The organism is Peptidiphaga gingivicola (assembly GCF_001652275.1).
Classification (GTDB): domain Bacteria; phylum Actinomycetota; class Actinomycetes; order Actinomycetales; family Actinomycetaceae; genus Peptidiphaga; species Peptidiphaga gingivicola.
On sequence record NZ_LVZK01000001.1, the window covers coordinates 743,599 to 769,551 of the forward strand.

Below are 25,953 nucleotides of genomic sequence, written 5' to 3' on the forward strand. Positions count from 1 at the left end.
GCCGCGCCGCCTTCTTTTCCTCGCCTTCCTCATTTCCGTGCCGCCTTCACTTCTTTGCCTCCGGGTCCTCCGCGGCTGCGGCGGCGTCGATGACTCCCTGCAAAAGGTCCCCGTAGACGCGGATGGCCTGCTCGCGTGTGAGGGAAGTTGCGGGCTCGAGTTCGAGCAGATACTTGCTGGTGACGACGCCGGCGACGACGGCGATCGCCTGCGCCAGGCTTTCCTCGCGCACGATTCCATGGGGGAAGCCAAGGATGTCGGCCGCGCGGCGCCACTGCTCGACGATGACCCCGGCGTACTGGCGCGCGAGGGCGGGATTCTCCCGCGCGGACTCCACGACGAACTGCGCGACCTCCGATTCCCAGAGGTCGGTGAGGAAGGCCATGAGCCGTCGGCCGAGGCCGCGCCTGCCCGGCGTGATGACCTCGGCCAGGACTCGCTCGGGGTTGATGCCGATTCCGACAGACTGCGTGTAGAGCTGGACCTTCGAGTCGAAATAGTAGTGGACGAGGGCCGGATCGACGTTCGCCGTCCGCGCGACGGCGCGCAGCGACGCCGCCCGGAAGCCCCGTTCGTCGAAGACCTTCCGGGCGGCGTCGAGGATCTGCTCCCGCGTTGCGGGGGAGCCCCTGCGGCGTCCGCGAGTCACTCCGTCCTCCGCCTCAGGGTGAGCGAAGCCAAGCTGAGCGCGGCGGCTGCGAATGCCGCGACGATGGCCAGACTGGTCCAGTAATGGCTCGTCAGATCGGGGAACTCCGCCACCTCTTGCAACGCCTCGACCGCCCAGGTGAGCGGCATTGCGTTCGACAGGCCCTCTAGCCACCCGGCCATGTCTTCGCGAGGCCCGAGGAGCCCGCACAGAAGCACCTGCGGCACCACGACGATCGGCATGAACTGGACGGCCTGGAACTCGCTGCGGGAAACCGCCGACGCGAGCAGCCCGAGGGCGATTCCCAGCATCGCCGTCGTCAGGGAGACGAGCAGCATCCACGCGATGCCGCCCTTCAGCTGCATGTCTAGCCCCCAGTAGCAGACGGCCGTCAGCAGCGAGGACTGCCCGACGGCCAGCACGCCGTAGGCCAAGGCGTACCCTCCGATGACGTCCATTTTGCGGATCGGGGCCGCCATGAGGCGTTCAAGGGTTCCGCCGGAGCGCTCGCGCACCGTGGCCACGGCTGTGAGCAGGAACATGAGGAGCAGGGGGAACATTGCGAGCAACGTCATCTCGACTTGCGAGGAGATCGGCTCTTCGCCGTCGAAAATCTGATGGACCAGCCACGCCAGAATCGACGGGACGAAGGTGACGAGGGCGAGAGTGCGCGGGTCGTGGCGCAGCTGGCGCGCGACGCGCGCGGCGATTGCGAGAGTCATTCTGCCTGCTCCTTCGCTAGGGCGAGGAAGGCGGCGTCCATGGACGACGTCGCCGTCTCCTCAAGGATGTCGTCGGCCGTCCCCGTCGCCAGGATGCTGCCTTCGCGGATGAAGACGAGGCTGTCGCAGCGCTGGGCCTCGTCCATGACGTGCGAGGAGACGAGCACCGTTGTGCCGGCGGCCGCGCGCTTGCGGATGAGATCCCAGATTTCCTCGCGAAGCACAGGGTCGAGGCCCACTGTGGGTTCGTCGAGAAGCAGCACCGGCGGGTCGCCGACCATCGTGCACGCGAGGGACAGCCGGGAGGCTTGGCCGCCGGAGATGTCGGCGGCGAGGGCGTGTGCGCGGTCCGTCAGCCGAAGCTGCGAAATCATCTCGTCGGCCGCCGACGCCGGAGCCCGTGCTATTCGCGCCCAATGGGCGACGTTCTCGTGCACAGTGAGGTCTTTGTATGCGGCCGAGGCCTGGGTCATGTAGCCGAGCGAGGCGCGGGCGGCGAAGCTTCCCGCGGGCCTGCCGAGAACCGTGACCGTTCCCGACTCGACTTTCTGCACGCCCGCTATTGACCGAATGAGCGTGGATTTTCCTGAACCCGACGGTCCCAACAGCCCGGTGATCGAGCCTTTCTCAAGGGAAATGCTCACTCCCTTGAGAACGCGCCGCGAGCCTCGCGTCACTTTGAGATCGTCGATGACGATTGCTTCGTTCATGGTTTCAGGCTAATGAAACGCCATGCCCCGCCTCAATAGACGATGAATTAATTTGAGGCGTTGCAGGGGTAGTTGTTTTTGGCTGAAACAGGCGTATTAGGTCTGTGTGGACGACGACGTCGAAACAGAATATCTTCTAGATGATGAAATATGGCGCTCCTGGGTGGGTGTCTCTCCTGGGTGGGTGTCTCTCCTGGGTGGGTGTCTCTCTGGGTGGATGTCGCTCCTGGGCGGATGTCGCTGTCGGCCGGGAGGAGGGGGCGACGTCGGCAGACGCTTTCAGGCGCGGTCCGCGTTTCGGCAGGCGTTCGTGTCGGTCTGCTCGCGGGACGGCTCTGCGTGCGCGGGGCGCCGTTTCGCCTGAAGATGATCCAGGTCTATTCGGAGGGGACGGCTCTGCGGGGTGCCGACGGCGTGGAGAGGCCCGAAAGGCGGGTACGACGTCGGCGGCGTGCAGCGAATATGCGGCGTGACGGCTTGACGCGCGCTTCGGTCGCGCGGAACCAGGCATTGGCTCCGTAATCGACGTGCAATCCGGCGATGTGTCCCGGCCTACAGGTTGCCGAGTGGCGCTGTGGGGGTTATGCCGCTACGATAGTCGGCGGTAGCGTGTCCGAGCGGCCGAAGGTGCAGCACTCGAAATGCTGTGTGGTTAATAGCCACCGCGGGTTCAAATCCCGCCGCTACCGCCACAATCGTCTTACACGAACCCTGGTCATGGAGTGACCAGGGTTCGTTTGTTGTGGGGACAATTGGGACGGCGGGAACGCGAGGGGCTGAACATCTGCCTTTGACGCAGCTTGCTGCCTATGGCGGATCCAAGTGTCTTGCGAACTTTCGCTCTCTTCGAGGCCGAATGCCGATGTTCCGAAGCGGTCCCCTTTTCGAGAAGTCGGAAATGTAACGCAAATCCAAACGTAAGGGAAAATAGCTAAAGCAGCTCTTTAACTGCAAACAAATATTTTCTACACGCCATTGAAAACTACTATGCGGTTAGCAAGTGTGAAAGGCCACGTTCCCCCTTTGCGTCTATCCAATCCAATGTAAAGGCATACAATAGAAGGCATACAATAAAAATGCAGCCGAACCAAATATTCTACCCCAGGGAAGTGATTTCAGTGGCTGATGTTAAAGTTGACTTGGATTCTCTAGGCTATCTTTCGGGAAGCTATCGCGGGCTTTCCGATACAGTGTCGAGTGCGCAAACCTACCAGAGTACCCACATCAACCTCAATGCCAGTGGGAAGGTTTCGGGCGTGTCCACTGCGGTCTTGGATCAAGCGAAAAAGGTCGAGGACGCTCTAACCACGTGGCTAAGCGACACTGAGAAGGCAACGTCCGGATCCGCGGACTGCGTGGACGACTGTGTCCGCAGTTATCAAGAAAACGAGCGTGTTTCGGCCGAGCTTTTCGATGGACACTACACGCCAGCCGACGTTGCATCGGCTCGGTCCGGGGCCTCGTCGACGGCTTCGGGCAAGCTGACTACGCCGGCGGCCCAAAAGACTTTCGCGACGGTGTTCAACGCTATAGGCATGGTCGGAAATTCAATTTCCCCTTCGTATTGGTTAGGCACGGCGGCCGACGCCGTTCTGGACCTCATTCTGGGTCAGGGCGAGCACGATCCTTTTGCCGCCATAGGCAACACGATCGCGGGAGATTGGGAGCCGTTCTCGGTGGCATCGGACGCCTTGTCAAAGATGTCGGATTACTTCAAGGAGCTTGGCACTGAGACCAAGAACTACTGGAACAACGTGGATCCCGATTGGGATGGAGGCGCCTCTGACGCGGCTAGTGACGCTTTGGGGAAGATGGGAACATCTTTCGATGACGCCTCGGAACGTTTAACTAAGTTTTCCAGTTCGTATAACGCTGTCGCGGTTGGCGTTTACGACACCGCTGACACTTTGGCGGGACTTCTGCGAACTCTCGCGGATTGGGGGATCGCCGCCGTCGCCTCCGCCGCTGCAGGAACGGCGACGTTCGAAACGGTAGTTGGCCCCATCGTTGGGTACGTGGCGGCGGGCGCTGCGGTGCTCAAAGTGCTCAGCACGGTACGAGAAATTTTCGATGTGCTCGGGAAAGTCTGGGACTTTGTCACGCTATTTACAGGCCAGTGCTCCCTGTGGCTTGGTCTGGTCCATGGATCGGGCGACCCTTTGACCATCTACAAACCCAGTTTCTCAGAGCAGTAGGATGATGTTGCGATGACAAATCAAGACAATCCCAAACCCGTCCTACCGTCGATCCCGGCAGGATCGCCTATGGACGACGCGCTTCGCGGTTCGCTCAGGAAGATGAAGAATGACGCTGATCCGCAGATCAGAAGGCTCATCGACGACATTCTTGCCGGTAAGCGAACAATGCGCGACCTGGCGGCAACGGAGTGGTTTGGAAGGCGAGTCCGCGAGGCTCGTCCGAATCTCGAGGCGATTCGAAAAGAAGTCGAGAAACTTGAGAAGGAACCGGGCGCGGCCGACAGGATTACGGAAAAGCCCGAATGAAGGCTGAGAGCGGCGCAAGGGACGCGAGGCCTCAGGACGACGACGGCCGTGAGAGCCGCGGGGCATCCGAAACCGAGGACCCGGGAGCCGTTCCGTCATCCGGAAGAACCGGCCGTTCTCGCTTGGCCTTGTCCGTTGTCGCCGTCATAGTCGGCATTCCCGGATTCGTGGCGGCTGGTGCCGGATTCCCCAATGTCAAGACCGTTGCCTTCGGGGCGACGTCGCTCATCATCGCTTCCGTCATAGGGTGCTTTGCCCTGGTGTGGAAGGCTAATCGACGCGACGCCATCATGTCGGCAATGCTGTTGGCAGGAGCCCTCGGTCTCGCTTTCACCGCCGTTTACGCCCTCATTCACTATCGGGAGATACACGAGATCTCGATTCGCGGCGATTCGAGTCCCAGTGCCCGCAAGCAGGCTCTTGCCCTCATATGCGGCCCCGTCATGGTCGGCCTGTGGTTCCTTCTTCTCGGCTTGGGAGCTATGCGAAAGGCGCGAAAAAAGGGCGGCGGAGACAAAAGAGAGCCTGAGGCGAGAGAGCGCCAGAAGCAAGAACAGGGGACTGAGGAGAACCGCCGACAAAGCTAGGACCGTTTGGGCGGCAAACACCTGGCCTGGGCGCCGCTTTCCTCGGCCCGGCCTAGGCCCGAGGAACTCAGCTTCCCCCGGCGCGCGGTCGTCCCGTTATGCGCCTTCGTCCCGTTATGCGTCTTCGTGCCTTTGCGTGCTTTCTTGCCGTTGCGCGCGTTCTTGCCTCAGCGCCTCGCGTTCGATCCTGCGCTGCGCGGCCGCGGCATCGCGCTCGGCCTTCGGCATCCAGTAGGCAGGATGGCCGGGCGTGAACCACCACAGGAGCTCGATCGCGACGGCACCGCATCCGCCGACAGCCGCAGCAAGGGCCATGACCCCGAGATTCGACGAGTCGAGCATGAAGGTTTTCTGGAGGGCGGAAACGCTGAAAATGAGGCCATATCCAACGAGCGGCAAGACGATCAGGGCGATCTTCCACCACTCGTAGGGGCGCGCGACGATCGCCAGCACCCACGTCGAAGAGACGATCAGGGCCAAAAGCGCCGCCGTGGAGGCCTGAGCCTGCGTCGCCGAACGCAATGCGATCGTGTACGTGATAAAGGAAGGGATTGCGACCAGCGCGCCGGCGGGGAAGCCGAAGCCGAGCACTCGCCGCACAAAGCCTGGCCGAGCGCGCTCGTTGTTGGGCGGCAGGGACAGGATGAAGGCGGGGACGCCGATGGTGAACCAACCCGTGATAGTGACGTGGATCGGTTGGAAGGGGGCTTTGACGGCGAAGATCACCGTCAGCATGGCGATGATGGCCGAATAAACCGTCTTCGTCAGAAAGAGATTCGCCACGCGCTCGATGTTGCCGAGCACGCGCCGGCCCTCCCGGACGACGTAGGGGAGCGTCGCAAACTTGTCGTCGAGCAGAACGATCTTCGCGACCGAACGGGTTGCAGCGGTGCCCGATCCCATCGCCACCCCGAGGTCGGCGTCCTTAAGGGCGAGGACGTCGTTGACGCCGTCGCCCGTCATCGCCACTGTGTGTCCGGCGCTCTGAAGCGCTGAAACCATCGCACGCTTCTGCTGGGGCGTCACCCGTCCAAACACCTGGTGTTCGTTGACGACTTTGTTGAAATCGGCCTCGAGGATCGTCCGCGCGTCGACGGGCTGGCCGGAGTCCATGCCGAGAGAACGGGTGACTGCGCCCACCGAGTCGGCGTTGTCTCCGGAGATGACCTTCACCTGAACGCCCTGGCTGTGGAAAAACTCCAAGGTGTCGGCGGCGTCCGGGCGGACTTTCTGCTCGAGGACGACGAGGGCCAAGGGATCGACCTCTCCGGGGGCGTCGTGGGCCGTCACGTTCGTCTGCGCATAACCCAAAAGCAACACCCGCAGGCCGGTCGAGGCAATCTCCTGGGCGCGGGCGACGTCGGGGGCGAGAATGTCCGGCGCCCCCAGCACGACGTTGCGGGCTGCAGAGCCCTCGCCCGCGGCAAAACTGATCCCCGACCATTTCTTCGCGCTTGTGAACGGCTGGCGCTCGGAAACCTCCCAGGCGGCTTGGGGGCGGCCGACGCCCTCGATGATCGCCGTCATGGAGGAGTTGGGCGAGTCGTCCGCCGCACCGAGCTGTCGAAGGGCCTCCAAAGCCTCGTCTTGCGAATGCGAGCCGATCGTCTCGACCCTGCCGAACGACATGGCGTTCTCCGTCAGGGTGCCGGTTTTGTCCGCGCACACGACGTCGACCCTCGCCAGGCCTTCGATGGCCGGAAGCTCGTTGACCAGGCATTTGCGCATGCCCAGCCGCACGACGCCGAGGGCGAAGGCCACCGACGTCGTGAGAATGAGGCCCTCGGGAATCATGGGGACGAGAGCGCCGGTGACCTTGATGACGACCTGGCGCCAATCGTTCTGCTCGATGCGCGTTTGGCTGATGACGGTCAGAATCCCCAGAGGGACAAGGACCCACGTGATCGCCTTGAGGATCTTGTCGATGCCCGACTGCAGCTCGGAGTGCACGAGGGAAAACTTGGCCGCCTCGGCTGTGAGCTTGGCCGCGTAGGAGTCGGCGCCGACCTTCGTCGCGCGGTAGGCGCCGGTTCCCGACGCCACGAAAGAACCGGACATGATTTCGTCGCCCGGCTTCTTGGCGATGGGGTCGGATTCTCCGGTCAGCAGCGATTCGTCGACCTCCAGATAGGCTGATTCGACCACGGCGCCGTCGACCACGATCTGCTCGCCCGGGCCCACGACGACGACGTCGTCCTCCACGACCTCGTCGCGCTCAATCTGGGTCTCTTTCCCGTTTCGACGGACCGTGGGGTGGGCCTCGCCGACGACGGCGAGCGAATCGAGGGTGTGCTTGGCCCGCAGCTCCTGGACGATGCCGACGGCGGAGTTGGCGATGATGAGGAGGCCGAACGCGCCGTTCACCCACGAGCCGGTGGTCATGACCAGCACGAAGAGCACTCCCAGCAGGGCGTTGACGCGCGTGAAGACGTTGGCGCGGACGATGTCGAGGGCGGAGCGGCCCGACCGAGGGGGAAGCGTGTTGACCTTGCCCTGTTGGATGCGTTGGGCGACTTCGCTGCCGGTGAGGCCTTGCACCCTTGGGGGCTCCTTCACATCGGTGAGGCTCTGTGCACTAGTCATGGCGACAAGCCTACCAATGCGGGCCGACGGTTTATCTCCCGGGCGGATGCAGGCGGGGCGACGTCCCCTCGTTTGCCGGGGCCGAGCGCTCCGAAATGCCCGCCGTGCACGGCCCGGCGGCGAGCCGAAAGTCCGCCTGCGAGTCCGGCTCCCGGCCTGGCGGCTATCTGCGAGCGGTGTCCGTGCGCATGCGGCGAACCGAGACAATCCCGAATATGACGGTCCATGCGGCCACGCCCGCGGCCCACGTCCATTCGAACGTGCCCTGCAGCAGCGGCCACCGGGCGATCATAGTTATCCCGTACAGCGGCGTGAAGGGCGCGACGTCGCGGAAGAAAGACGGCATGGAGTCCAGGGGGATGAAGTTGTCTCCAAAGAAGGCCAAGATGGCGAAGCCTCCCAGGATCACCCCGTATGCGCCGTCGCTGCGCAGAAGGTAGCCGACCATGATGCCCATCGCGGCCGTCGAAAGCGACCCAAGCAAGGTCAGGATTGGGGAGAGCGCCCACATCCTCGTCGGGCCCTCCGCGGTGGTCGCGCACCCGACGGCCAAAACGGCCAGGATGCTGAGAAGCGCCGAGGTTATGGACAAAAGGAGCTTGTTGACGAAGTTCGTGACGGGCTCGACGGGCGTCAGGGCGAGCTGGCGCGTCCAGCCCTGGGCGCGCTCGACTCCCACCTGCGCGCCGATCGTCGCCGAGGCCATTCCGGCGCCGTAGACGCACATGCCGATCATGGCCTTGGCCGCATAGTTGCCGTCGCCGGCGGGATTGTCCGAATACTCCTGGAAGGCGCCGAACATGAAAAAGAGCATGATCGGCAGGAACATCGTGAAGACGAGGATCGGAAGGTAGAAGACGGTGGTGCTCAGCTGCCGCCTGTAAAGAGACCAAAGGGCTTTGAGTTGCATGTTCATTCTCCCGTGAGCTCCTCGAAGGCCTCTTCGAGCGAGACGTCGGTGACGGATATTCCGATGATCTCCGGAAGGTCGAGCATCGCCCGGTTGAGAGCGAGGACGTCGGGTCCGGTCACGGAGACGCTGGTCTCCTCGAGCCTGCCCCCGATTGACGCCTGAGCCGCTTTCGCCGCCTCCTTCGTCGGGAATCTGCCCGTGACGGTCTGCGCCCCGAAGCTTCCGCGTATCTCGTTGGTGGGCCCGTCGGCCACGATCTTGCCGCGGTTCATGATGACGGTCCGTTCGGCGTACATCTCGGCTTCGGCCAAGTAATGCGTGGCGAAGACGATCGTCTTGCCGCGTTCGGCCTCGGCGTGCATCGAGTCCCAGAATCGGCGTCGGGCGGTCACGTCCATTCCCGTGGTCGGCTCGTCCAGGACGATCAGGCTCGGGTCAGGCAAAAGCGCCAAGGCCATGCGCACGCGCTGCTGCTCCCCGCCCGAGCACTTGCGCACGCGCCGCTTTGCGATCTCGTTCAGATTCGTCCTGTCCATGACCTCGCGCCAGGGAAGCGGGTTGGGGAAAGTGTCGGCCACCATTCGCACAAGGTTCTCGACCGTGTGGTCGAGGAGGAGGCCGCCCGTTTGCAGCACCGCGGAGACCCTGCCCGCCTTTATTGCGCGGCGGGGCGCAGCTCCGAAAAGGGCCACGGCGCCCGACGTCGGCTTCGACAGGCCGAGGACTATGTCCAGAGTCGTCGTCTTGCCCGCCCCGTTGGGGCCGAGAAAGGCGACGACCTCGCCCGGAGATATCGAGAGGGACACGCCGCGAACGGCTTCGACGTCGCCGAAAACCTTGACGAGATTCTCGATGGACAGAGTAGGAGCGCTCACGATTTACTATATTAACCCTCGCCCGGCGGGTGCCGCAATTGGCTTTCAGGCTGAGTTTCGGGGATTTTGGCGTTCTTCAGCCGTTTGCCCGTCGGGCGGCCGCTCGTCGGCCGGCGGGCCGCCGGTGCGTCGCCTTTCGCCGTGGCCGGTTCCAATCCGCGGCCCGTTTCTCCGTCGTGGCCAGGGGCTCGGCGCGGCTCGTTTCCCCTGCGACTTGGCCCCTGATGACGGTCGCTGCGCCCCCGCGGCCGTCGCTGCGCCCCGTCTCACAGCCAGCCGTTGTCGCGGGCGATCACCACCGCCTCCGCGCGGGTGCGGGCCCCGGTTTTGTGGATCGCCGAGGAGAGGTAGTTGCGCACGGTCCCTTGCGAGAGGAAAAGCGAGCGGGAGACGTCGGCGGTGGTCCCTCCGCCGGACGTCGCCCGAAGGACGTCCTGTTCACGCTCGGTCAGCGGGTTGCTGGAGGCGGCCAGGGACTCGGCGGCGAGGTCTGGGTCGACGACGCGCTGACCCGCCATCACTTTGCGCACGGCCGACGCGAGCGAGTCGGAAGGCGCGTCCTTGACAACGAAGCCGCTGGCCCCGGCCTCCATCGCGCGGCGCAGGTAGCCGGGCCGCCCGAAGGTCGTGACCATGAGGATCTTGACGTCCGGGTGTTCCTTGCGGATGCGGGACGCTGCCGCGATCCCGTCCATGACGGGCATCTCGACGTCGGCCAGGACGACGTCGACGTCGCCGCATGCAACCGCCTCGATCGCTTCGCGCCCGTTGCCCGCCTGCGCGACGACCTCAATGTCCTCTTCGAGATCGAGCATCATGGCGATGGCGCCGCGAACCAGAGCTTGGTCGTCCGCCACGACTATCCGTATCGTCATGCCTCCAGTCTATTGGCTCGCGATCGGCTCTTCCCCCGGCCGGGTGCGTGGCAAACTCCCCGGCGTCAAGGCTCTCCGGCGGCGTCAAGGCTCCCCGGCGTCGAATCTCGCCTCCACCGCCCATCCCCGTTTGAGCCGTCCGTAGGAGAGGACGCCTCCGGCCTCCCTCACCCTCTGGTCAAGGCCTGCGAGCCCGCTTGCAGGCGCCTTCACCGCGGGTTTCGACGCGTCGTCTGGGAGGCGGACGCCGTCGTCCTCGATTCTCACCCCCGAAGCCCTCGTGGCGATGACGCACCGGGTGGCCGCCGCGTGATGGACGACGTTGGCCACCGCCTCCCGAACGACGTGGGCGAGGACGCGCTCGGCCTGCTCGCCCACCTCGATCGGCTCGCCGCGGATCACGGGCGTGATTCCCGCTGCGCAGAGAAGCTCGCGCGCCGCCAAAATCTCCTCGTCGGGGCGCAGCCTCCTCGCGTCGCGAACGACGGCCCGCACGTCGGCCAAGGCCTGATGCGCCAGGGCGGCCGCCTGCAACAGCTCGCGGCGCGTGCGCTCGCGCTGATCCGGCATGTCCAAAAGGCGCGCCGAAAGCTGCGTCTTCAACGCGATGGCCGTGAGCGTCTGCCCGAGGATGTCGTGCAGATCCGATCCGATGCGCTCGCGTTCGGCTTTCTGAGTCAGCTGCTCAATCTTCTTGTTCTTGATCTCGAGTTCCTTGTGGAAGGCGATGGTGCCTCCGACGGCGTAGAACGTGATCGTCAGAACGCACAGAAGGGCGAAGGACGTGACTCCTTCTTGCAGGCTCGTCTTGCCGAGGCGGACGAGCAAAGTCGTCTGCAACGCGGCGAAAGCGAGCAATCCCGCGAGGGACAAGGTCCTCGCCCGCCCCGACGTCGTGTAGGCGATGACGGAAGAGACGAAGATGAGCAGCTGAACGTTCCCGCCGTCGGCGAAGAAGGCCGCCATGGTCTCCAGCACGATCAAGGCCGCAATCGTGCTCAAAAGACCCGGAGAGAATCCGCGCTCCGACGTTGGAATGCTGGGATAGACCAACCACACTCGAAAATAGACGATGTCGAAGGTCACTACCAGCGTTAAGAACAGATATTTTTTGACGCCGTTTTCCGCAAGCAGCCCATGAACGATTGGAATGAGGGTGAAAAGCAGCCACACGTTCGCATACACCATCGTCAAGCCCTTCGGATGGGTTCGCGCCCAGTCCGCGAGCTTTTTCCTTGAGGCGTTCGCATCGTTCGCCGACAACGCATTGCGGGGTTCGTTCGAGCTTCGGGGTGCGTCGGCTGCCGCTTCGCCGTCGGTCGTGCGGGTGCTCGCGTCTATGCGAGTGTCGCCGATTGCATGCGCGTCGGCTTTGCGCTTGCCGTCGACCTCCTGGGCTTCCATCAGTCCCCCTTCCGGGCGTCGTTTGCGTTCTTGCCGCCGCGGCGCGACGGCGAAAGGCCCGGCCCGCCCCATGCGGGCGCCTCCGAATTCTTGCGATGCCGTTCCGCTCCGACAACACTACCCGCCGCCGGCGTGCCCCCGGGCGCAAGCCATGATCGCGTCAAGGAAACTGACGGCCGCTTTCTCCGCCGGCGTGCCCCCGGGCGCAGGGCTTCACCGAGCCCGCGGCGCCGGAGGCGATTGTCACTGCCTGACCCATCGTCGCCGTATGCGTCGAAGTGGCGCCGAGATGCGTCGAAGTGGCGCCCGAGCGGGCCGCCCGCGTCCGGGGAAAACGCCGGATTGCCCCCTATCGCGCCGTGTCCTTGCGAATCCTGCGAATCGCGATGGCCGCGAAGAACGCCGTCCACACTGCGATGTTTACGATCCACGCCCAGTTGAACGGAGCGTCCTCGAGGGGCCATTGGCTGAAATGGAAAAGACCGTACATCGGCGTGTATGGGGCGAAGTCGCGGAAGAACTCGGGCATGTTGTCGAGCGGCACCCACACGCCCGCGAGGAACGCGAAGATCGCGCTGCCGCCGCCGATGATCGCGTATGCGGCGTCGGATCGGAAAAGATAGCCAAGGGCAAGCCCCATGTTCGCCGTGACGAGGCTGCCGAAGATGATGAGGCCGGGAACCGCGACCCACATCGGGCCTTCCGCCTTCGCGCCGCAAAGGAATCCCACGGCCATCAAGCCGAGGAGCGACAGGAGAGCCGAGGCGAGCGCCAAAAGGATCTTGTTGACGAGGTAGGTGGCGGACGTCGTCGGGGTGAGCGCCAGCTGCCTGCTCCACCCCGACGCGCGCTCGATTCCGACTCCGGCGGCTATGCTGGCTGCCGCCATCGTCGCGCCATAGGCGCCCATGGAAAACATGACCTGTGCCGAGACGTTGCTGTGTCCGCGCCAGGCAGAGGAGTAGCTCTGGAAGGCCCCGAACATGAAGTACATGATGACGGGCAGCAAAAGCGCGAAGCCCAGGTTCGACGGGTAGAGGACGGTGTGCCGGAACTGGTGTCGCAGGAGCGACCAGAGGCCGTGGAGAGGGCGGCGCGACGGCGCGGGGCGGGCGGCTCGAATCGGCTGGCCCGTCGTCGTCCCCGGGCGGGCCGCGCTCGCCTCTTGGCTGGGTTTCTTTGCTGACATGTCAAGACTCCTTAGGGGAAACGGCGGCTTCGTCGCCGACGTCGGTCAGCTGCTCGAACGCTTCCTCGAGCGACTGATCGGTGATCGAAATGGACGAGATTCCGGGGAAGGCGATGACTTCCCGTACGAGGGCGACGGTGTCCGGCCCGGAAATGGAGAGGGTATCGGCCGATCGCGACACCGTTGCGCGACGGGCCATGTGGGCGCTCGCGGCGGAGAGGTTCTCCTGCGTGTCGAAGGTCAGCTTGATGTGCTGCGTTCCGAAATTGTGGCGTATCTGGGCGGTGCCGCCGTCGGCGACGATCTTTCCCCTGTTCATGATGATCGTCCGGGGGGCGAAGGCCTCGGCCTCGGCCAGGTAGTGGGTGGCGAAGATGATGGTCGTGCCGCCCTCGGCCTCGGCGTGCATCGCCTCCCAAAAGTGGCGGCGGGCGTTGACGTCCATGCCGGCGGTCGGCTCGTCGAGGATGATGAACTCGGGGTTGGAGAGCAAGGCCAGAGCGAATCGCACCCGCTGCTGCTCGCCGCCCGAGCACTTGCCGATCTGGCGTTTGGCGATTTCCGTGAGATTCGTGCGCTCCAAGATTTCGCCGATCGGGCGGCTCGCCGTCAGCATGCCGGAGACCATGGCGACGATTTCGTAAACCGTGTACTCGCGAAGGAGGCCGCCGCTTTGCAAAAGGGCTGACAGCCTACCGTCGTCTATGGCCTTGCGCGGATTCCCGCCGAAAACGGAGATCGACCCGGCGTCGGGCCGCGAGAGGTCGAGAACCATGTCGAGCGTCGTGGTCTTGCCCGCGCCGTTGGGGCCAAGGAGCGCCACGATCTCGCCGCGGCCGACGGTGAAAGACACGCCGTCGACCGCTCGGACCTTGCCGAAAGACTTGTGAACGTCCTCGACGACGAGGGCGGGTTCGACGCCGGAAGCGTGATCGCGCGACGTTCGTCGCGCGGGCGATGATGCTGTACTCATGCTTCTATTTTCGCGACGATGAAATCCGCGCGAAACCATCGGCAGTCACGAGCTGCCGATGACAAGTGTCATGGGCCACTTTTTGGCTCTGCCGGGTGTAAAAGCAAGGGCGAGGCCGGACGCGGCTGCTCGCGGCGCCCGCGGTCGATCGATGCGAGGCCGAAAGGGCTTGCCGCGCAAACGCCCGACGTAGACTTGTGTTCATGGAGAACACGGAGTTTCGCGTCGAGTTGGTGCGTTTGGTCGATGAGTCGTATCCCGTCGTCGTCGGAAGGGACCTCGAGGGGAGCGTCGCGGAATTCCTCGCGGACAAGCACCCCGACCGGCGGGCGGCGGTGATCACCGACTCGAACGTCGCATCCCTGGCCGCCGAGGGTTTGCTCTCTTCATTCGGCTCGAGGCCCGCAGACCTCGTCGTCTTCCCCGCCGGGGAGGCCTCGAAAACCCGCGAGGTCAAGGAACGCGTCGAGGACGAGCTCATCGCCAGAGGATTCGGGCGCGACACCGTGATCGTCGCCCTCGGAGGCGGCGTCGTCACCGACCTCGCCGGCTTCGTGGCCGCGACGTTCACTCGGGGAGTCCCTTACGTCAGCCTGACGACGACGCTGCTGGGCGCGGCGGACGCCGCGATCGGAGGGAAGACGGCGGTCGACACCCCCGCAGCCACCAATCTCATCGGCGCATTCCACCAGCCGGCCGCGGTGTTCATCGACCTCGACAGGTGGCTCACGCTGTCCGATCGGCAGATTCGCGAGGGGCTCGGAGAGACCGTCAAGCACGCCTGCATCGCCGACGCGGTTTTCTTCGAGGCCCTCGAGGACGCGTTCGTCGAGCGGGGGCTCAGCCCCGCCGAGTTCGTCCGCGACGACGCCTTGGCCGAGCTCACGGCAAGGCGCAACTGCGAGATCAAACGCGATTTCGTGACCTCGGACGTCCACGAGGGCAACAGGCGCATGGGATTGAACCTCGGCCACACGATCGGCCGGGCGTTGGAGACTGCCGCCGGGTACACCCTCAATCACGGCGAGTGCGTGGCGATCGGCCTGGCCCTTCAGTCTCGCCTCGGCGAGCGCCTGGGATACTGCAGCCCCTCCGACGTCGCGAGGATCGAGGCGCTCCTGAGGGCGATAGGCCTTCCCACGAAGATTCCCGAGGAAGTGCCGGTCGATCGGATCATGGAGGCCATGGCGCACGACAAGAAGGGCAAAGCCGGCGCCATCCGCTTCGTCTTCCAGGACGGCGTCGGGCGCCTTGTCGTGCACGACGGCGGATCCTATGCTCGGCCCGTCGCGGCGGAGGATGTGCACGCCTTCCTGCAGTCGCAGGTGTAAGAGCGGCAATCGCAGGAACGGCCGCTTCACCCGATCTCGACGCTGTAGGACGAGCCTTCCCCGAATTCGGGTCCGCGAGGCGCAGGGGCCGCGGCGTCGGCGGACGGGCCGTAGCCATACGCGTTCGCGGAGCCGCCGGCCTGATCGCCGCCGTCCGCTCTTCTGTCGCCCTCGTCGCCGCCGTCGAAGATCGAGCTGAAACGGGCGTAGGCGAGCGAAAGGCCGAAGCACACGAGGCCCGCCACGAGGAGGGAGACGATCCGCACGAGCGAGTTCTGGCCGGCCATGTCCGCGATCGCGAATCGCAAGACCATGACCATGATCAGCCCGAGCCCGTAGATTCGAAGGGCCTTGCCGCGCGCAATGAAGCCGATGAGCACGCACACGATTCCCGCGGTCAGGAAGGCGATCGTCCCAAACACGGAGGACCCGCCGGAGACCCCGCCGAAGAGGAAGAAGCCGCCGACGACGCCGATGGTCGTGTTCGCGGCGACGACGGCCGACCCGACGACGTTCCCCGCTGCGGGCCACGCCATCCAGGTCAGCGCCATGTTCAACGCCAGGAGCGTGGCGAGGAAGACGGCCTTCGCCGGAGGGCTCGCTGCGTCGCGGACGAGGAGGACTGCGAGGCACTCGTAGCAGAGCACGCCGAAGCAGATGCACACCGGAGTCAGGAGCAGCATCGTGGTGGGTTTGACGACGATCTTCGGGTTGCTCCGGTCGACGGTCTGCATCACGATCACGCGCGTGAAGGGCGGGCGTTCGCCCCGGCCCTTTCCGCAGAGAAGCTCCGTGGGCGTGAACTTGCTCGTCGGCAGGCCCGCGTAGATGAGAAGGGCGACGGCCAGGTTGACCAGTGCAATGTGGAGGACCAGCCGCCATTCGTCCTGCAATCCGGCGGCGGACGCCAGGCGCAGCAAATGCACGGGCACGGCGCCGACGACGGCGACTGCGAGCGCCCAGCTCGAGGCGATGAGGACCGGGCGGTTTGAGGCGCGGCTGCTGACGACGAGCACGACGCCTACGGTGATTGCAGCTGCGAGGAGCGAAAGGAACTCGCGCGCCGTCCCGCCGGGCCGCTGGATCTCGAAGAGAAGCAGAGTCGCGGGCATGATTACAGCGTGCTCTGCGGAACGGCGTCTGACGGTGGGAACGGCGCTCAGCGCCACGGCCCCGACCACGATGAGCTGAAGAGCGGGGTGCACGTCCCTTTCGAGCGAACTTCCGCGGACGATGAAAAGGTCGGCGACGCCCAAAGTGACCGCGGTTGCGCTCGCGCTCAGGCCCGCGTACGCGCTCGATCGCGCGTTCAGGGGAAGGAAGGAGACGACGAGGGTTGCGGCGACGACGGCGCCGAGCAAGGCGAGGAGCGCCCACGGCTCGTCGTCGTCGATCGGAAGGGGCGCGTTGCGCATGGCGGAGAAGACTTGCACGGCCGCGAGGCAGCCGGCGAACCACCCGGCGCACAGCGCGTCCGAATACACAGGCCACGCCGCGATCGCCCAGTGGGAGACCATGGCGTACACGCCCAGGGTCCAAGCCAGCGTGGCCAAAAGCGCGGCCGAGGAGGAGACGGGCGAAACGGTCGCGGCGACGACGTAGGGGGTGGCTGCAAGCCCCGCCGCCGTGACGGCCAGGGCGATGGCCGCGTATGCGGTTCGAAGCTTGTATGAGGCCTCTTTGCGCGCGACGAAGCCGCATACGAGCGTGAGGCTTGCGACGTAGAGGAAGATCGCCCAAGTGGCCTTCGGGGCTTGGGCGAGGTTGTCGTAGGCGAATGTCCTGGCCAAGATGACCGTCACTATTCCGCCGGCGCCGACGATGAGCGCAGCGAAGAACGTGCGCGCTTTGCCCGCGAGGAGAATGAGGACGATGGACCATGCGGTCAGCAGAAGTATGGCCGCCTCGGGCGGGATCGTGCCGCCAAGCAGCACGCCGCCGATGATCGCCACGAATCCGAGGCCGCCGCCCGTTCCCATGACCGTCGCGGCGGCCACCTTGTTGCTCCCCGGGCGCAGGGACAGCCAGGTGCCGACGCCGGTGAGCGCCGCCGCGACGACGCCGATGATGAGAATCTTCACGTAGTGCGGAACTGCGTTCCACAGCAAGGCGACGAGGCTTGCCGCCGCCATGAGGATGAGGAGCGAGGCTGCGAGGGACAGGAGGTAGCGGCCCAGTTGCTTTTCCCCGCCGATCCGCTTCCACAGGGACTGTTTGGCGGGCGGGGCTTCGAACGCCGGCCTCTCGATTGGCCCAGCGGGCGGGGCTTCGAACGCCGGCCTCTCGTTCCCGAAAGGCGGCGCTGCCGCCTCGCCCACGGACCCGCCGCGGTAGTTCGCCCACTTGTCGAATGGGCCGTCGACGCCCCACCCGGAGATCCCGCCTTCGGCCGGCTTGACGCGGCCTTCGCCCGTTTGGCCGGCGTCGATCGGCTCGCCGCCCGCAGCTTGAACGTCGACCGGCTCGCCGCCAGCCGTTTCAACGGCGGGCGCATCGTCTGGGAATTCGCAGCTCTCGTTGGCAGACGCCGCGGAAACGGCAGAGCCAGACGCAGCCGATGCCGATGCGGCAGAAGCCGCCGACGCCGCGGAGCCTTCGAGGTACGGATCGTGAGGAGTCTCCACGACGTAGCGAGCTGTGATCGCATCCGGCCTCGCATGGCTTCCGGGAACCGCCACGTAGGCCGTCGATTCGGGAAAGGAAAGCCCGCCGATCTTCGCATCCGCGGAAGTGCGGTCGCCCTCCCGATCTTTGCCGCCCGCCTGGTCGGCGTCGCCTGGCCGACTTGCGCCGTCTGGCAGCCTCGTGTCGCCCGGTCTGCCCGCGCCCTGTTCCGGGCCCGTGCGGTCCGCCGTCTCTTCGAAAGCTGCGGCCTCGGGAGGCGCTGTCTCAAGAGACGCCCGGTCATGGGATGCCGCGTCGTCCCGCGCCTCCGTCGGCCCGATGCCAACGAGAGGGGGAGCCGGCACAACGGCGTCCTCAATGCGGGCCATGCTTGAAGATATCGAGTCGAGTTTTCCGAGGAGAAGGTCGAAACGCGCGACGAGGGCCTCGATTGCGCCGTCCGCGTCTTGACCCTGCTTATGCGGTGTATCCATGCGGAGCCTTTCACTCTCAGCCTCTGAAAATGTTTAGCTATGGCACGATAGTAGTTCTAAATACGGCCCGACGCTAGGTGTTTCCAATAGGTAAAACTAGATGCAAGATAATTTAAAACATTGTGCATATCGGCGGTCTTCTGCCGTTTCACGCCATACGGACAAGCTTCATCCGGCTTCCCGTGGAGCTTTCCCTAACCGAGTTGCGCCGCCCTTTCGAACTGGACGGCAAACTTGCGCTGTCCTCTCGAGTCGGACCAAACTCATGCCGTCCTCTCGAGTCGGACCAGACTCGCGCCGCCCTCCCAAATCAACCCGTGCGGTTTGCGGTCGCCTCGATCCAAACGGGCGGTCGTCTAGAACCGGCCTACGTCAGACCTTTCGGGCCGGTCCATGCCGAACCTTCTCGGGCCGCCCCGCAGGCCGACCGGCATTTGTTCCGGTCAAGGCTACTCCGACCAAGCCGCCAGTTCGTTTCCCGCGGGGTCTTTGAAGTGGAACCTCCGGCCCCCGGGAAAACTGAAGATGTCCCGCACAATGACGCCGCCGTTTCGCTCGACTTCCTTCCGCGTGTGTTCCAGGTCGACGACGTAGACGACGGCGAGGGGCGCCGACGTCGGCTCGTCGGAAGCGAGGCCGCTGCCGACGCCGCTGTCCGCGGTGTCGATGTAGTCTTCGCCCCATTTCTGGTATTTCCATCCGAAGGTGCGGGTGTAGAACTCTTGGGCTTGGCGCAGCGCCTCGCGGTCCGGCGCGGGAAACTCGACGAAGTCAATCCGATTGTGTGCAGCCTTCGCGAGCTCCAGCGCGTCTTGGCTTTGTCCGCCCTGGCCTTGTCCGTCTTGATCCCGAGTGCGTTCGGCTTCGCTCATGCGGTTCTCCTTCCGTGCTCCTTTGAATGATAGCCCTAGCACAACAGTCCCTTAGAAAAGGGACGGCAACTAGACGCTGCCCCAGCAGGGGCGGCGAAGCGCTCGTGAGACCGGCGAAGCGCCTGTCGGGTCGGTGGCCGGTGCGCCGCCGGCGCCGTCGGACGCGACTCGTTGGCGAGCGGCCGCGTCCAACGGCGTCAGAGACTGTGCCTCCCCTTCGGGACGAAGGGTCTGCCGCCGTCGTCGTCGGGATCGAGGGTGCCTCTGTCCGTTTCGGCGTCGGGTCCTGCCTCGCTGTCGAGGCTCCCGAGGCTCTGCCTCCCGGCATCGATGCCTTCCCGCATGCTTTGTCCGCCTCCAAGGCCTCCGGACCCGCTTTCCGCGGCGTTTTCAGAGGCGCCGGAGGCACCCGCCTCTTCGGCGGCGGGCGCGTTCTCTTGCTCGGCAGACTCGCCGATACTCACGCGATCGGAGGAATGCGGCGACGAATCCGAACTCGGATCGTTGTTGTTTCCTCCGTTTACGCTCGCCATTGCGGTGTGCAGACGCTTGAAGAGGTCCTCGGTCTCCTTCGTCATTTTTGCGAGTTCCTGCGTGGAATTGAGCAGATCGTCGAGATTCCGCCGCATTTTGTTCGCCCACTCGAGTGAAAGGGAGGAGACCTCAGTGATGACCTTGGGCATTGTCGTTTGAAGCGACACCGCGAATTCGTCGGAACGGTCGACCACGGAGGAAACGATCTCGCCGATCGCTTCGCTGATCGTGTTGTGGACGGTCACGACGAGGTTTGAAGCCACGGTGAGCCCCGTCGACAGTGCGTGCGAGCAGGTTCCCGCCAAGTCTACGTGCTTTGCGACGTCGCTCTGCAGATCGGAGTAGGTAGAGACAGTCGTTCCGTCCAGGGGGGAGACGTCCGCGTGGATGGAACGAAGCAGGTCGTCGGCGTTGCTCTGAAGCGAGTCCGCCACGGAGTTCCACGCCTGCGCGAAATTCTCCGTCTGCGTCGGGTCGCTGGCGAGCTGGTCAAGCCAGTCCTTGAGCGGCGACAGGTGGTCCAAAAGCCACGAGGCTCCGAGAGAGGAGAGCAACTCGACCGGCCCCATCGAGAAGGATCCGGAACCTCCGCCGGGGCTGAGGCTGTTGAGCGAGGGGCTGACCCAGGATTGGCCCTCGATGCGCTCGGCCAGTGCCTGCCCTTCCTGGATGAGGCCCAGCCCGGAAAACGGAGTGGGGGAATCGTTGTTTGCTTCTTTAGACATTCGTGCCTCCCAGGATCTCTCCTAGCTTGCGGAAGCCTCGCGTGGATTCCGAATCCGCGGTCTCATAGGAATTCGCCGTCGTGCGCAGGTCGGAAACGGTCACATCGATGGCCGCCGCCGACGCCGTGATGACTGCGTCCGCCTCCTTTTTCGCCAATTCAAAAGGCGAAACGAGGAACGAGCACAGGTCGCCGAAGGCTTGCCCCGTCAGACTCGTGGATGTCAGAGCGGAGGTTGAGCCGCCCACGCTCGTGCTGATTTCAGCTATCTTTGCCGCATGCCCGCTCAGCGCGGAGGGATCTACTTGCATTCCGTCTTTCACCGACGCCTCCAGAGGTTGGATACTGCTTTCTTGTTGTCGTCTTCGTCGGCGACGTCGGTTGTGACGCGTCCCCACGCTTCGTCCGCTGCGGCTCTGGCGGTGGGCGAGTCTTTGCCGAATTCGTCGTTGACGATGTCCACGTAGCTCTCGGTGACCTTGCGGTGGGCCTTGTGGAAGGTCTCGAGGATGAGACCGGCAAGGTCCGAGGCCGTCATGACGGTGGCGGCGTCGGTGAGCTTGAGGTCGCTCAGACCTCCCGAGCTGTCGACCGTGACGCTGACTTCGCCGCGACGGCTGGAGGCGCTTCCCTTGAGGTTCCGCACCTTCGTTTCGAGTTCTTTGGCACGCTGGAGCTTCGCCTCGGCTGCCGCTATCTGCGCGTCGAGGTGACGCCGTGCCGAATCGGCACCGGAGAAATCTTCAAACACTATATGTATCTCCCGAAAGTCATGATTGTGTCGGGGTGAACAGCTATATCTTAACGCTACCGGAGGGTTAAAAGAAGGGGAAGATCGTCTTACTTCTCCCCGCCGCCGTGCCTGCGCTAAGAAAAACCGCGTCACGGCAGGGTTTGCATCCCTCTAGGGACTCTGTACCCATCCTCTTTCACCGACGCCTCCAGAGGTTGGATACTGCTTTCTTGTTGTCGTCTTCGTCGGCGACGTCGGTTGTGACGCGTCCCCACGCTTCGTCCGCTGCGGCTCTGGCGGTGGGCGAGTCTTTGCCGAATTCGTCGTTGACGATGTCCACGTAGCTCTCGGTGACCTTGCGGTGGGCCTTGTGGAAGGTCTCGAGGATGAGACCGGCAAGGTCCGAGGCCGTCATGGCAGTGGCGGCGTCGGTGAGCTTGAGGTCGCTCAGACCTCCCGAGCTGTCGACCGTGACGCTGACTTCGCCGCGACGGCTGGAGGCGCTTCCCTTGAGGTTCCGCACCTTCGTTTCGAGTTCTTTGGCACGCTGGAGCTTCGCCTCGGCTGCCGCTATCTGCGCGTCGAGGTGACGCCGTGCCGAATCGGCACCGTTCATGGGAGTGTCGTTGAACATCGCTTCAGTCCCCGGGGAGTGAGTGCCGTCGGTTTGCGGTGGTGCAATTTAGCATGACGTACTTCCCTCCAAAGGTACGGTAAAGCCCATTTTATACAACTTTCTACTAAAATTGCAGTGACAATGACATTCTAGTCGAGGTTACGCAAATAAAAAGCAGGTTTCTCGATTTTGAGATGCATGTCGTGAACAAGACCGCACGGAAACGGAACTCCAAAGGTGGGAGCGGTCAAGACCCGCCAAGGCGCCTGGACAAGCGGTTGTTGAATCGCGGGGATGAGCTGACCGATTGGCTGTGAAACCGGCTGGCTGTGAAACCGGCGCTAAAGAGTCGGCCTCAAAGTTCACCGTCGGGGTAGCGGGATTTGAACCCACGGCCTCTTCGTCCCGAACGAAGCGCGCTACCAAGCTGCGCCATACCCCGGTGCGGCATTTCTGCAACCCGTTAATGATAGCCGAGTCGGCAGCTCAATGTGAAACGTCGGCTTCGAGACGGCTGGCACACTTGCGGGCGCAGGCGGCCTGCGATCAGGGGAAGACGACGTCAAGCACAATCGCCTCCGGCCTGCATGCCAGGCGGACGGGAGCGAAAGGCGAGGCGCCGAGGCCCGCCGAGACGTTGACCCATGCGCCGGGGTGCGCCGCGACGGCGGCGCCGTCGCGGCGTATGACCTCGCCGGCGTCGGGCCATCTGTACAGGCCCGCCACGAGGGGCGTGGGAAGGTCGCAGTTGGTGACTAGCGCGCCCTTTCCGGGGACGCACACCTGGCCGCCGTGCGTGTGCCCCGCAAAGACGAGCGAGCATCCGTCATCGACCATGGCGTCGAGGGCGTGCGCGTAAGGGGCGTGGGCCAAGCCGATCGTGATTCGGGGTTTCGAACTGGGCGGCCGGGTGCGGACGGCGGGGAACTTGTCGAGCCCGATGTGGGGGTCATCGACCCCGACGGCGTCGACGTCGATCCCGTTGACCGTGAGGGCGGTGCGCCGATTGTTGAGGTCGATCCATCCGAAGCTCTCAAAGCCGGCTCGCATCTCCGGCCAAGGGAGCTCGCGCACTTTGCCCCCGTGGGAATGCGAGGAGGGCGCTTTGAAGTATGTGAAGGGATTCTTGGGACGTGGAGGGTAGTAGTCGTTCGAGCCGAAGACGAACAGTCCAGGCAGCCCGGCGAAGACGGAGAGCGTGCGAAGCAGCGGTGCGACAGCGGCCGAGTGGGCGATGGAGTCTCCTGTGAGGATGAGGAGGTCGGGGTCCTCTCCGGCCAGCTTCTCGATCCAGGCCAGTTTTCGCCGTTGCCAGGCGAGCAGGTGGATGTCGGACAGGTGCAGGATCCTCAGGCGCCGGGGGTCGCCGTCGCCGAGGGAAACTGCGTCCTGCGCAGGGGGAGAGAAAGGCCGGTCCGACGCGTCGCCTTGCCTGACAACGGAGGCCTTCGGCGCCGAGGCCGTTGAGCCCGCCGCGGCAGCCTGCTCGCCCAAGACGCGAGCTGAAGACGATCTCGGATCCAAAACGAGAGTGCGGCGGCGCAACGCAAACGCCTGAGCCTCGACCAGACTCCACAATCCGGCTGCAAACCCGGCGGCGGTTCCGGCTGCCGCGATTCGGGCGGCCGCCTTGCCCAAGCTCACGGCTTAAGTCCGCGTCGAAGAGGGTAGCTCAGCTTCATCGCGGCTCAGTCGTTTCCGTCGTCGCCTTCGCCGCCGCCGTTGTCGTCATCCTCGTCGTCGTTCTTGTGCTTGGACTGGTCTTCGGAGGGCGTTTGGATCGTTTCGGAGCTGCCGGAACTCTCGCTCGGGGAAACGGAAGACGGGGTGGGGCTTGCCGATTTGCTGCTTGGGCTACTCGAAGGCTGGCTGGACTGCTTGCCGTCGTTGAGGTGCTTGTTGGGCTGGCCTTCGAGGGCAGCCTTTGTGTACGTCGAGAAGATCGTCGCGGGGAAAAGGCCGCCGTAGACCTCTCCGTACCGCTTTCCCTTGATGACGGCGTTGAACATCGTCTTCGTCCCGGACATGTGGCCCTGCCACACGGCGCTGGCCAACTGGGGGGTGTAGCCCATGAACCAGGCATTCGTGTCGTCGTTCGCCGTGCCCGTCTTCCCTGCGATTTCGCGTCCGGGCACCTGGGCCTTCTCGCCCGTCGCTCCGGGCGCAACAACCTGCCTGAGAACGGAGGTCGTCTTGCGGGCGATTTCTTTGTCGAGAACCTGATCGCAATCCGGGTCCTTCGAGGCGAGGACGTTGCCGTCCGAATCGGAGACCTTCGTGAAGGATTGGGGCTTGCAGTGAAGGCCTTCAGCGCCCAAGGTCGAGACGGCGGTCGCCATCGACAGGGGGGTGACTTCGTTGGCGCCAAGGACCATCGACGGGAAGTACTTCCACTTGCCGCCGTCGCCTCGCTCGACGCCCATGTTCTTAGCCGTGTCCGCGATGTCGCACAGGTTCAGCTTGTTTGCCATGCGGACGAAGGAGCCGTTGACGGATTGGCGGGTGGACTCGAGCACCGACATCATGCCGCCGCCCACAGCTTCGAGGTTGCCGAACTTGTAGTTGTCGCGGGCTTTGGGCGCGCAGGGGATGTTCCAGGAATTGCGCGGGAGGGTCCCCCCGTTCGAATTGATGATGTCGTACTGCGAGCGGCCGCTCTTCAGCCATTCGATGAGGGTGAAGACTTTGAACGTCGAACCGGACTGGAAGCCGCTTCCTCCGCCCATGCTCCGGCTGACGTTGAGATTGACCTTGGTGGCCCGGGGGTCGGTCTCGGTGGCGTTGCCGTAGTTTGTGTTCTGTGCCATCGCGACGACGTGGCCGGTTCCCGGCTCAATGCTCGACATCGCGGTTTGAATGCCGGAGGCGTCGTCGGTCGGGATGTTGTTGACGAGGGCGTCGTGGGCTTCCTTCTGCTTCTTCGGGTCCAGCGTGGTCTGGATCGTCAGGCCGCCGTGGTAGAGCTTGGCGATCCTGTCGTTGCGATTCTTGCCCCAGCTTTCATCGTTCAGCAGATCGTTGCGAACGTACTCGCAGAAGTAGGCCGCGCTCCCCGCAGCCGCGCATCCCGTGGGCTTCTCCGAAATGTGGAGCATGTCGGCGATCGGGACGTTCTGGGAGGAGGTCATCTCCTCCTTCGTGATGTAGCCGTTGCGGTACATTTCGCGGATCACCGTGTCCCGCCTGGTCTTGGCCTCTTCGGGGTGCTTGACCGGGTTCCAGCGCGCCGGAGACTGTGTGATTCCTGCGAGCATCGCCGACTCGGGGATGTTCAAATCCTTAGCGGACTTGGAAAAGAAGTACTGGGCGGAGGCCTCGACCCCGTAGCGGTTGGGGCCGAATTGGGCGAGGTTGAGGTATCCGGCGAGGATCTCGTCCTTCGACATCTTCCGTTCGACGGCGATCGCGAGCCGCGCCTCGTTGATCTTTCTGGCGATCGTGCGCTCGGTGGCCTGCTCAATGAGGTTGTGGTCGTTGTTCACGCGCCCCTGTTCGATGAGGGCGTTTTTGACGTACTGCTGCGTGATGGACGAGCCGCCGGCGGTGTTGCCTCCCGTGAGGTTGTTGACGAACGCTCCCGCCAGGCCCTGGACGTCGATGCCGTGGTGCTCGTAAAAGCGCCTGTCCTCGATCGAGACGGCGGCGTTCTTCATATGCTTGGAGATCTTGTTCGACGCGACGACGATCCTGTTTTCGGTGTAGAAGGTCGCGATCTGGCTCCCGTCGGAGGCCAGAAGCACCGATTGCTCCGAGGGCTGGACGAATCCGAGGTCGTCGGGGCTTTCCTCGAACATGGCGGTCACCGCATTGGCTCCGGTGCCGGAGGTCGTAGCTATCGGCATGATGAGGCCTGCGAGAAGGGTCCCGCCGATGAGGCACATGCCCAAGATGGCTCCGACGAGTGTGAAGATCTGACGCATGGTTGCGCCGTCTCGGCTCGTATTCGACATAGTGCCAGGATACGTGGTGAACCTTGGGATGTCCTCCCGGCAAAGCAGATCCGGCCGTGATATGCGCCCCGTACGGGCGGAGCGATCGCCGTGGAGCCGGAGAGGGCCGGC

At 64.3% G+C, this 25,953-nt stretch carries 22 protein-coding genes and 2 tRNA genes; 5 read left to right on the forward strand and 19 right to left on the reverse strand.

All coding sequences use genetic code 11. The annotated features are described in order from the left end of the window. Nucleotides 1-46: 46 nt before the first annotated feature. From A4H34_RS03055 to A4H34_RS03065, 3 genes are read right to left on the reverse strand one after another with little or no spacing between them, the layout of a single operon-like run. A complete protein-coding gene (locus A4H34_RS03055) occupies nt 47-649 on the reverse strand; it encodes a TetR/AcrR family transcriptional regulator (protein ID WP_009197814.1) in 603 nt (200 codons plus the stop codon). After that, complete coding sequence (locus A4H34_RS03060) at nt 646-1,371, reverse strand: ABC transporter permease (protein ID WP_064231035.1); 726 nt, start codon at nt 1,369-1,371, stop codon at nt 646-648. Before A4H34_RS03060 ends, A4H34_RS03055 begins: the two co-directional genes overlap by 4 nt. Further along, complete coding sequence (locus A4H34_RS03065) at nt 1,368-2,081, reverse strand: ABC transporter ATP-binding protein (protein ID WP_064231036.1); 714 nt, start codon at nt 2,079-2,081, stop codon at nt 1,368-1,370. The genes A4H34_RS03060 and A4H34_RS03065 overlap by 4 nt, the downstream gene beginning before the upstream one ends. A 603-nt stretch (nt 2,082-2,684) precedes the next feature. Between A4H34_RS03065 and A4H34_RS03070 the strand changes: the two genes are divergently transcribed. The 4 genes from A4H34_RS03070 (at nt 2,685) to A4H34_RS03085 (ending at nt 5,172) form a co-directional block, all read left to right on the forward strand. Continuing rightward, nucleotides 2,685-2,773: transfer RNA gene (locus tag A4H34_RS03070), tRNA-Ser, on the forward strand. A 426-nt stretch (nt 2,774-3,199) separates the two neighbouring features. Then, complete coding sequence (locus A4H34_RS03075) at nt 3,200-4,276, forward strand: hypothetical protein (protein WP_138587148.1); 1,077 nt, start codon at nt 3,200-3,202, stop codon at nt 4,274-4,276. Nucleotides 4,277-4,288: 12 nt separating this feature from the next. Beyond that, complete coding sequence (locus A4H34_RS03080) at nt 4,289-4,585, forward strand: hypothetical protein (protein ID WP_138587149.1); 297 nt, start codon at nt 4,289-4,291, stop codon at nt 4,583-4,585. Continuing rightward, nucleotides 4,582-5,172, forward strand: coding sequence for a hypothetical protein (locus A4H34_RS03085; protein ID WP_064231037.1), 591 nt, complete (start codon nt 4,582-4,584; stop codon nt 5,170-5,172). Before A4H34_RS03080 ends, A4H34_RS03085 begins: the two co-directional genes overlap by 4 nt. A gap of 114 nt (nt 5,173-5,286) precedes the next feature. Here A4H34_RS03085 and A4H34_RS03090 read toward each other — a convergent pair whose 3' ends face one another. The 7 genes from A4H34_RS03090 to A4H34_RS03120 all read right to left on the reverse strand — a co-directional run bounded on the left by A4H34_RS03090 (nt 5,287) and on the right by A4H34_RS03120 (nt 13,984). Continuing rightward, nucleotides 5,287-7,755 carry an HAD-IC family P-type ATPase gene (locus tag A4H34_RS03090; protein WP_064231038.1) on the reverse strand — a complete coding sequence of 823 codons (2,469 nt, stop codon included), beginning with the start codon at nt 7,753-7,755 and terminating at the stop codon, nt 5,287-5,289. A gap of 163 nt (nt 7,756-7,918) precedes the next feature. After that, nucleotides 7,919-8,671 (reverse strand): ABC transporter permease, encoded by a 753-nt coding sequence (locus tag A4H34_RS03095; protein WP_082903025.1) that lies wholly within the window; start codon nt 8,669-8,671, stop codon nt 7,919-7,921. Further along, complete coding sequence (locus tag A4H34_RS03100; RefSeq protein WP_064231039.1) at nt 8,668-9,543, reverse strand: ABC transporter ATP-binding protein; 876 nt, start codon at nt 9,541-9,543, stop codon at nt 8,668-8,670. Before A4H34_RS03100 ends, A4H34_RS03095 begins: the two co-directional genes overlap by 4 nt. Before the next feature lie 266 nt (nt 9,544-9,809). Then, entirely contained in the window at nt 9,810-10,418 is a 609-nt protein-coding gene (locus A4H34_RS03105) for a response regulator transcription factor (RefSeq protein WP_064231040.1), read from the reverse strand. An 84-nt stretch (nt 10,419-10,502) separates the two neighbouring features. Next, nucleotides 10,503-11,822 carry a sensor histidine kinase gene (locus A4H34_RS03110; RefSeq protein WP_197480400.1) on the reverse strand — a complete coding sequence of 440 codons (1,320 nt, stop codon included), beginning with the start codon at nt 11,820-11,822 and terminating at the stop codon, nt 10,503-10,505. 349 nt (nt 11,823-12,171) lie between these two features. Next, nucleotides 12,172-13,011 (reverse strand): ABC transporter permease, encoded by an 840-nt coding sequence (locus A4H34_RS03115; RefSeq protein ID WP_064231042.1) that lies wholly within the window; start codon nt 13,009-13,011, stop codon nt 12,172-12,174. A gap of 1 nt (nt 13,012) precedes the next feature. Continuing rightward, the gene (locus A4H34_RS03120) at nt 13,013-13,984 is read right to left on the reverse strand and encodes an ABC transporter ATP-binding protein (protein WP_064231043.1); all 972 of its coding nucleotides are present in this window, start codon (nt 13,982-13,984) and stop codon (nt 13,013-13,015) included. Between the two features lie 203 nt (nt 13,985-14,187). On the opposite strand from A4H34_RS03120, the gene aroB reads away from it, so the two are divergent. Next, on the forward strand, nt 14,188-15,315 hold the full coding sequence (gene aroB, locus A4H34_RS03125) for a 3-dehydroquinate synthase (protein ID WP_064231044.1): 1,128 nt from the start codon (nt 14,188-14,190) through the stop codon (nt 15,313-15,315). 26 nt (nt 15,316-15,341) lie between these two features. Here the strand turns inward: aroB and A4H34_RS03130 are convergent, their stop codons facing one another. The 9 genes from A4H34_RS03130 to A4H34_RS03170 form a co-directional block, all read right to left on the reverse strand. Next, nucleotides 15,342-18,413 (reverse strand): DUF2339 domain-containing protein, encoded by a 3,072-nt coding sequence (locus A4H34_RS03130; protein ID WP_064231045.1) that lies wholly within the window; start codon nt 18,411-18,413, stop codon nt 15,342-15,344. A 449-nt stretch (nt 18,414-18,862) separates the two neighbouring features. Then, nucleotides 18,863-19,285 (reverse strand): VOC family protein, encoded by a 423-nt coding sequence (locus A4H34_RS03135; RefSeq protein ID WP_009197795.1) that lies wholly within the window; start codon nt 19,283-19,285, stop codon nt 18,863-18,865. 197 nt (nt 19,286-19,482) lie between these two features. Next, complete coding sequence (locus tag A4H34_RS03140; RefSeq protein ID WP_009197794.1) at nt 19,483-20,544, reverse strand: hypothetical protein; 1,062 nt, start codon at nt 20,542-20,544, stop codon at nt 19,483-19,485. Next, nucleotides 20,537-20,854, reverse strand: coding sequence for a type VII secretion target (locus A4H34_RS03145; RefSeq protein ID WP_009197793.1), 318 nt, complete (start codon nt 20,852-20,854; stop codon nt 20,537-20,539). The genes A4H34_RS03140 and A4H34_RS03145 overlap by 8 nt, the downstream gene beginning before the upstream one ends. A gap of 8 nt (nt 20,855-20,862) precedes the next feature. Beyond that, nucleotides 20,863-21,294: a YbaB/EbfC family nucleoid-associated protein gene (locus A4H34_RS03150; RefSeq protein ID WP_064231046.1), complete on the reverse strand. Its 432-nt coding sequence runs from the start codon at nt 21,292-21,294 to the stop codon at nt 20,863-20,865. Between the two features lie 178 nt (nt 21,295-21,472). Next, nucleotides 21,473-21,892, reverse strand: a complete 420-nt coding sequence (locus A4H34_RS03155) for a YbaB/EbfC family nucleoid-associated protein (RefSeq protein WP_231870930.1) — start codon at nt 21,890-21,892, stop codon at nt 21,473-21,475. Between the two features lie 368 nt (nt 21,893-22,260). Next, nucleotides 22,261-22,334: transfer RNA gene (locus tag A4H34_RS03160), tRNA-Pro, on the reverse strand. Between the two features lie 104 nt (nt 22,335-22,438). Further along, nucleotides 22,439-23,536 (reverse strand): metallophosphoesterase, encoded by a 1,098-nt coding sequence (locus A4H34_RS03165; protein ID WP_197480401.1) that lies wholly within the window; start codon nt 23,534-23,536, stop codon nt 22,439-22,441. A 44-nt stretch (nt 23,537-23,580) separates the two neighbouring features. Next, nucleotides 23,581-25,842 (reverse strand): transglycosylase domain-containing protein, encoded by a 2,262-nt coding sequence (locus tag A4H34_RS03170; protein WP_231870931.1) that lies wholly within the window; start codon nt 25,840-25,842, stop codon nt 23,581-23,583. Nucleotides 25,843-25,953: the final 111 nt, after the last annotated feature.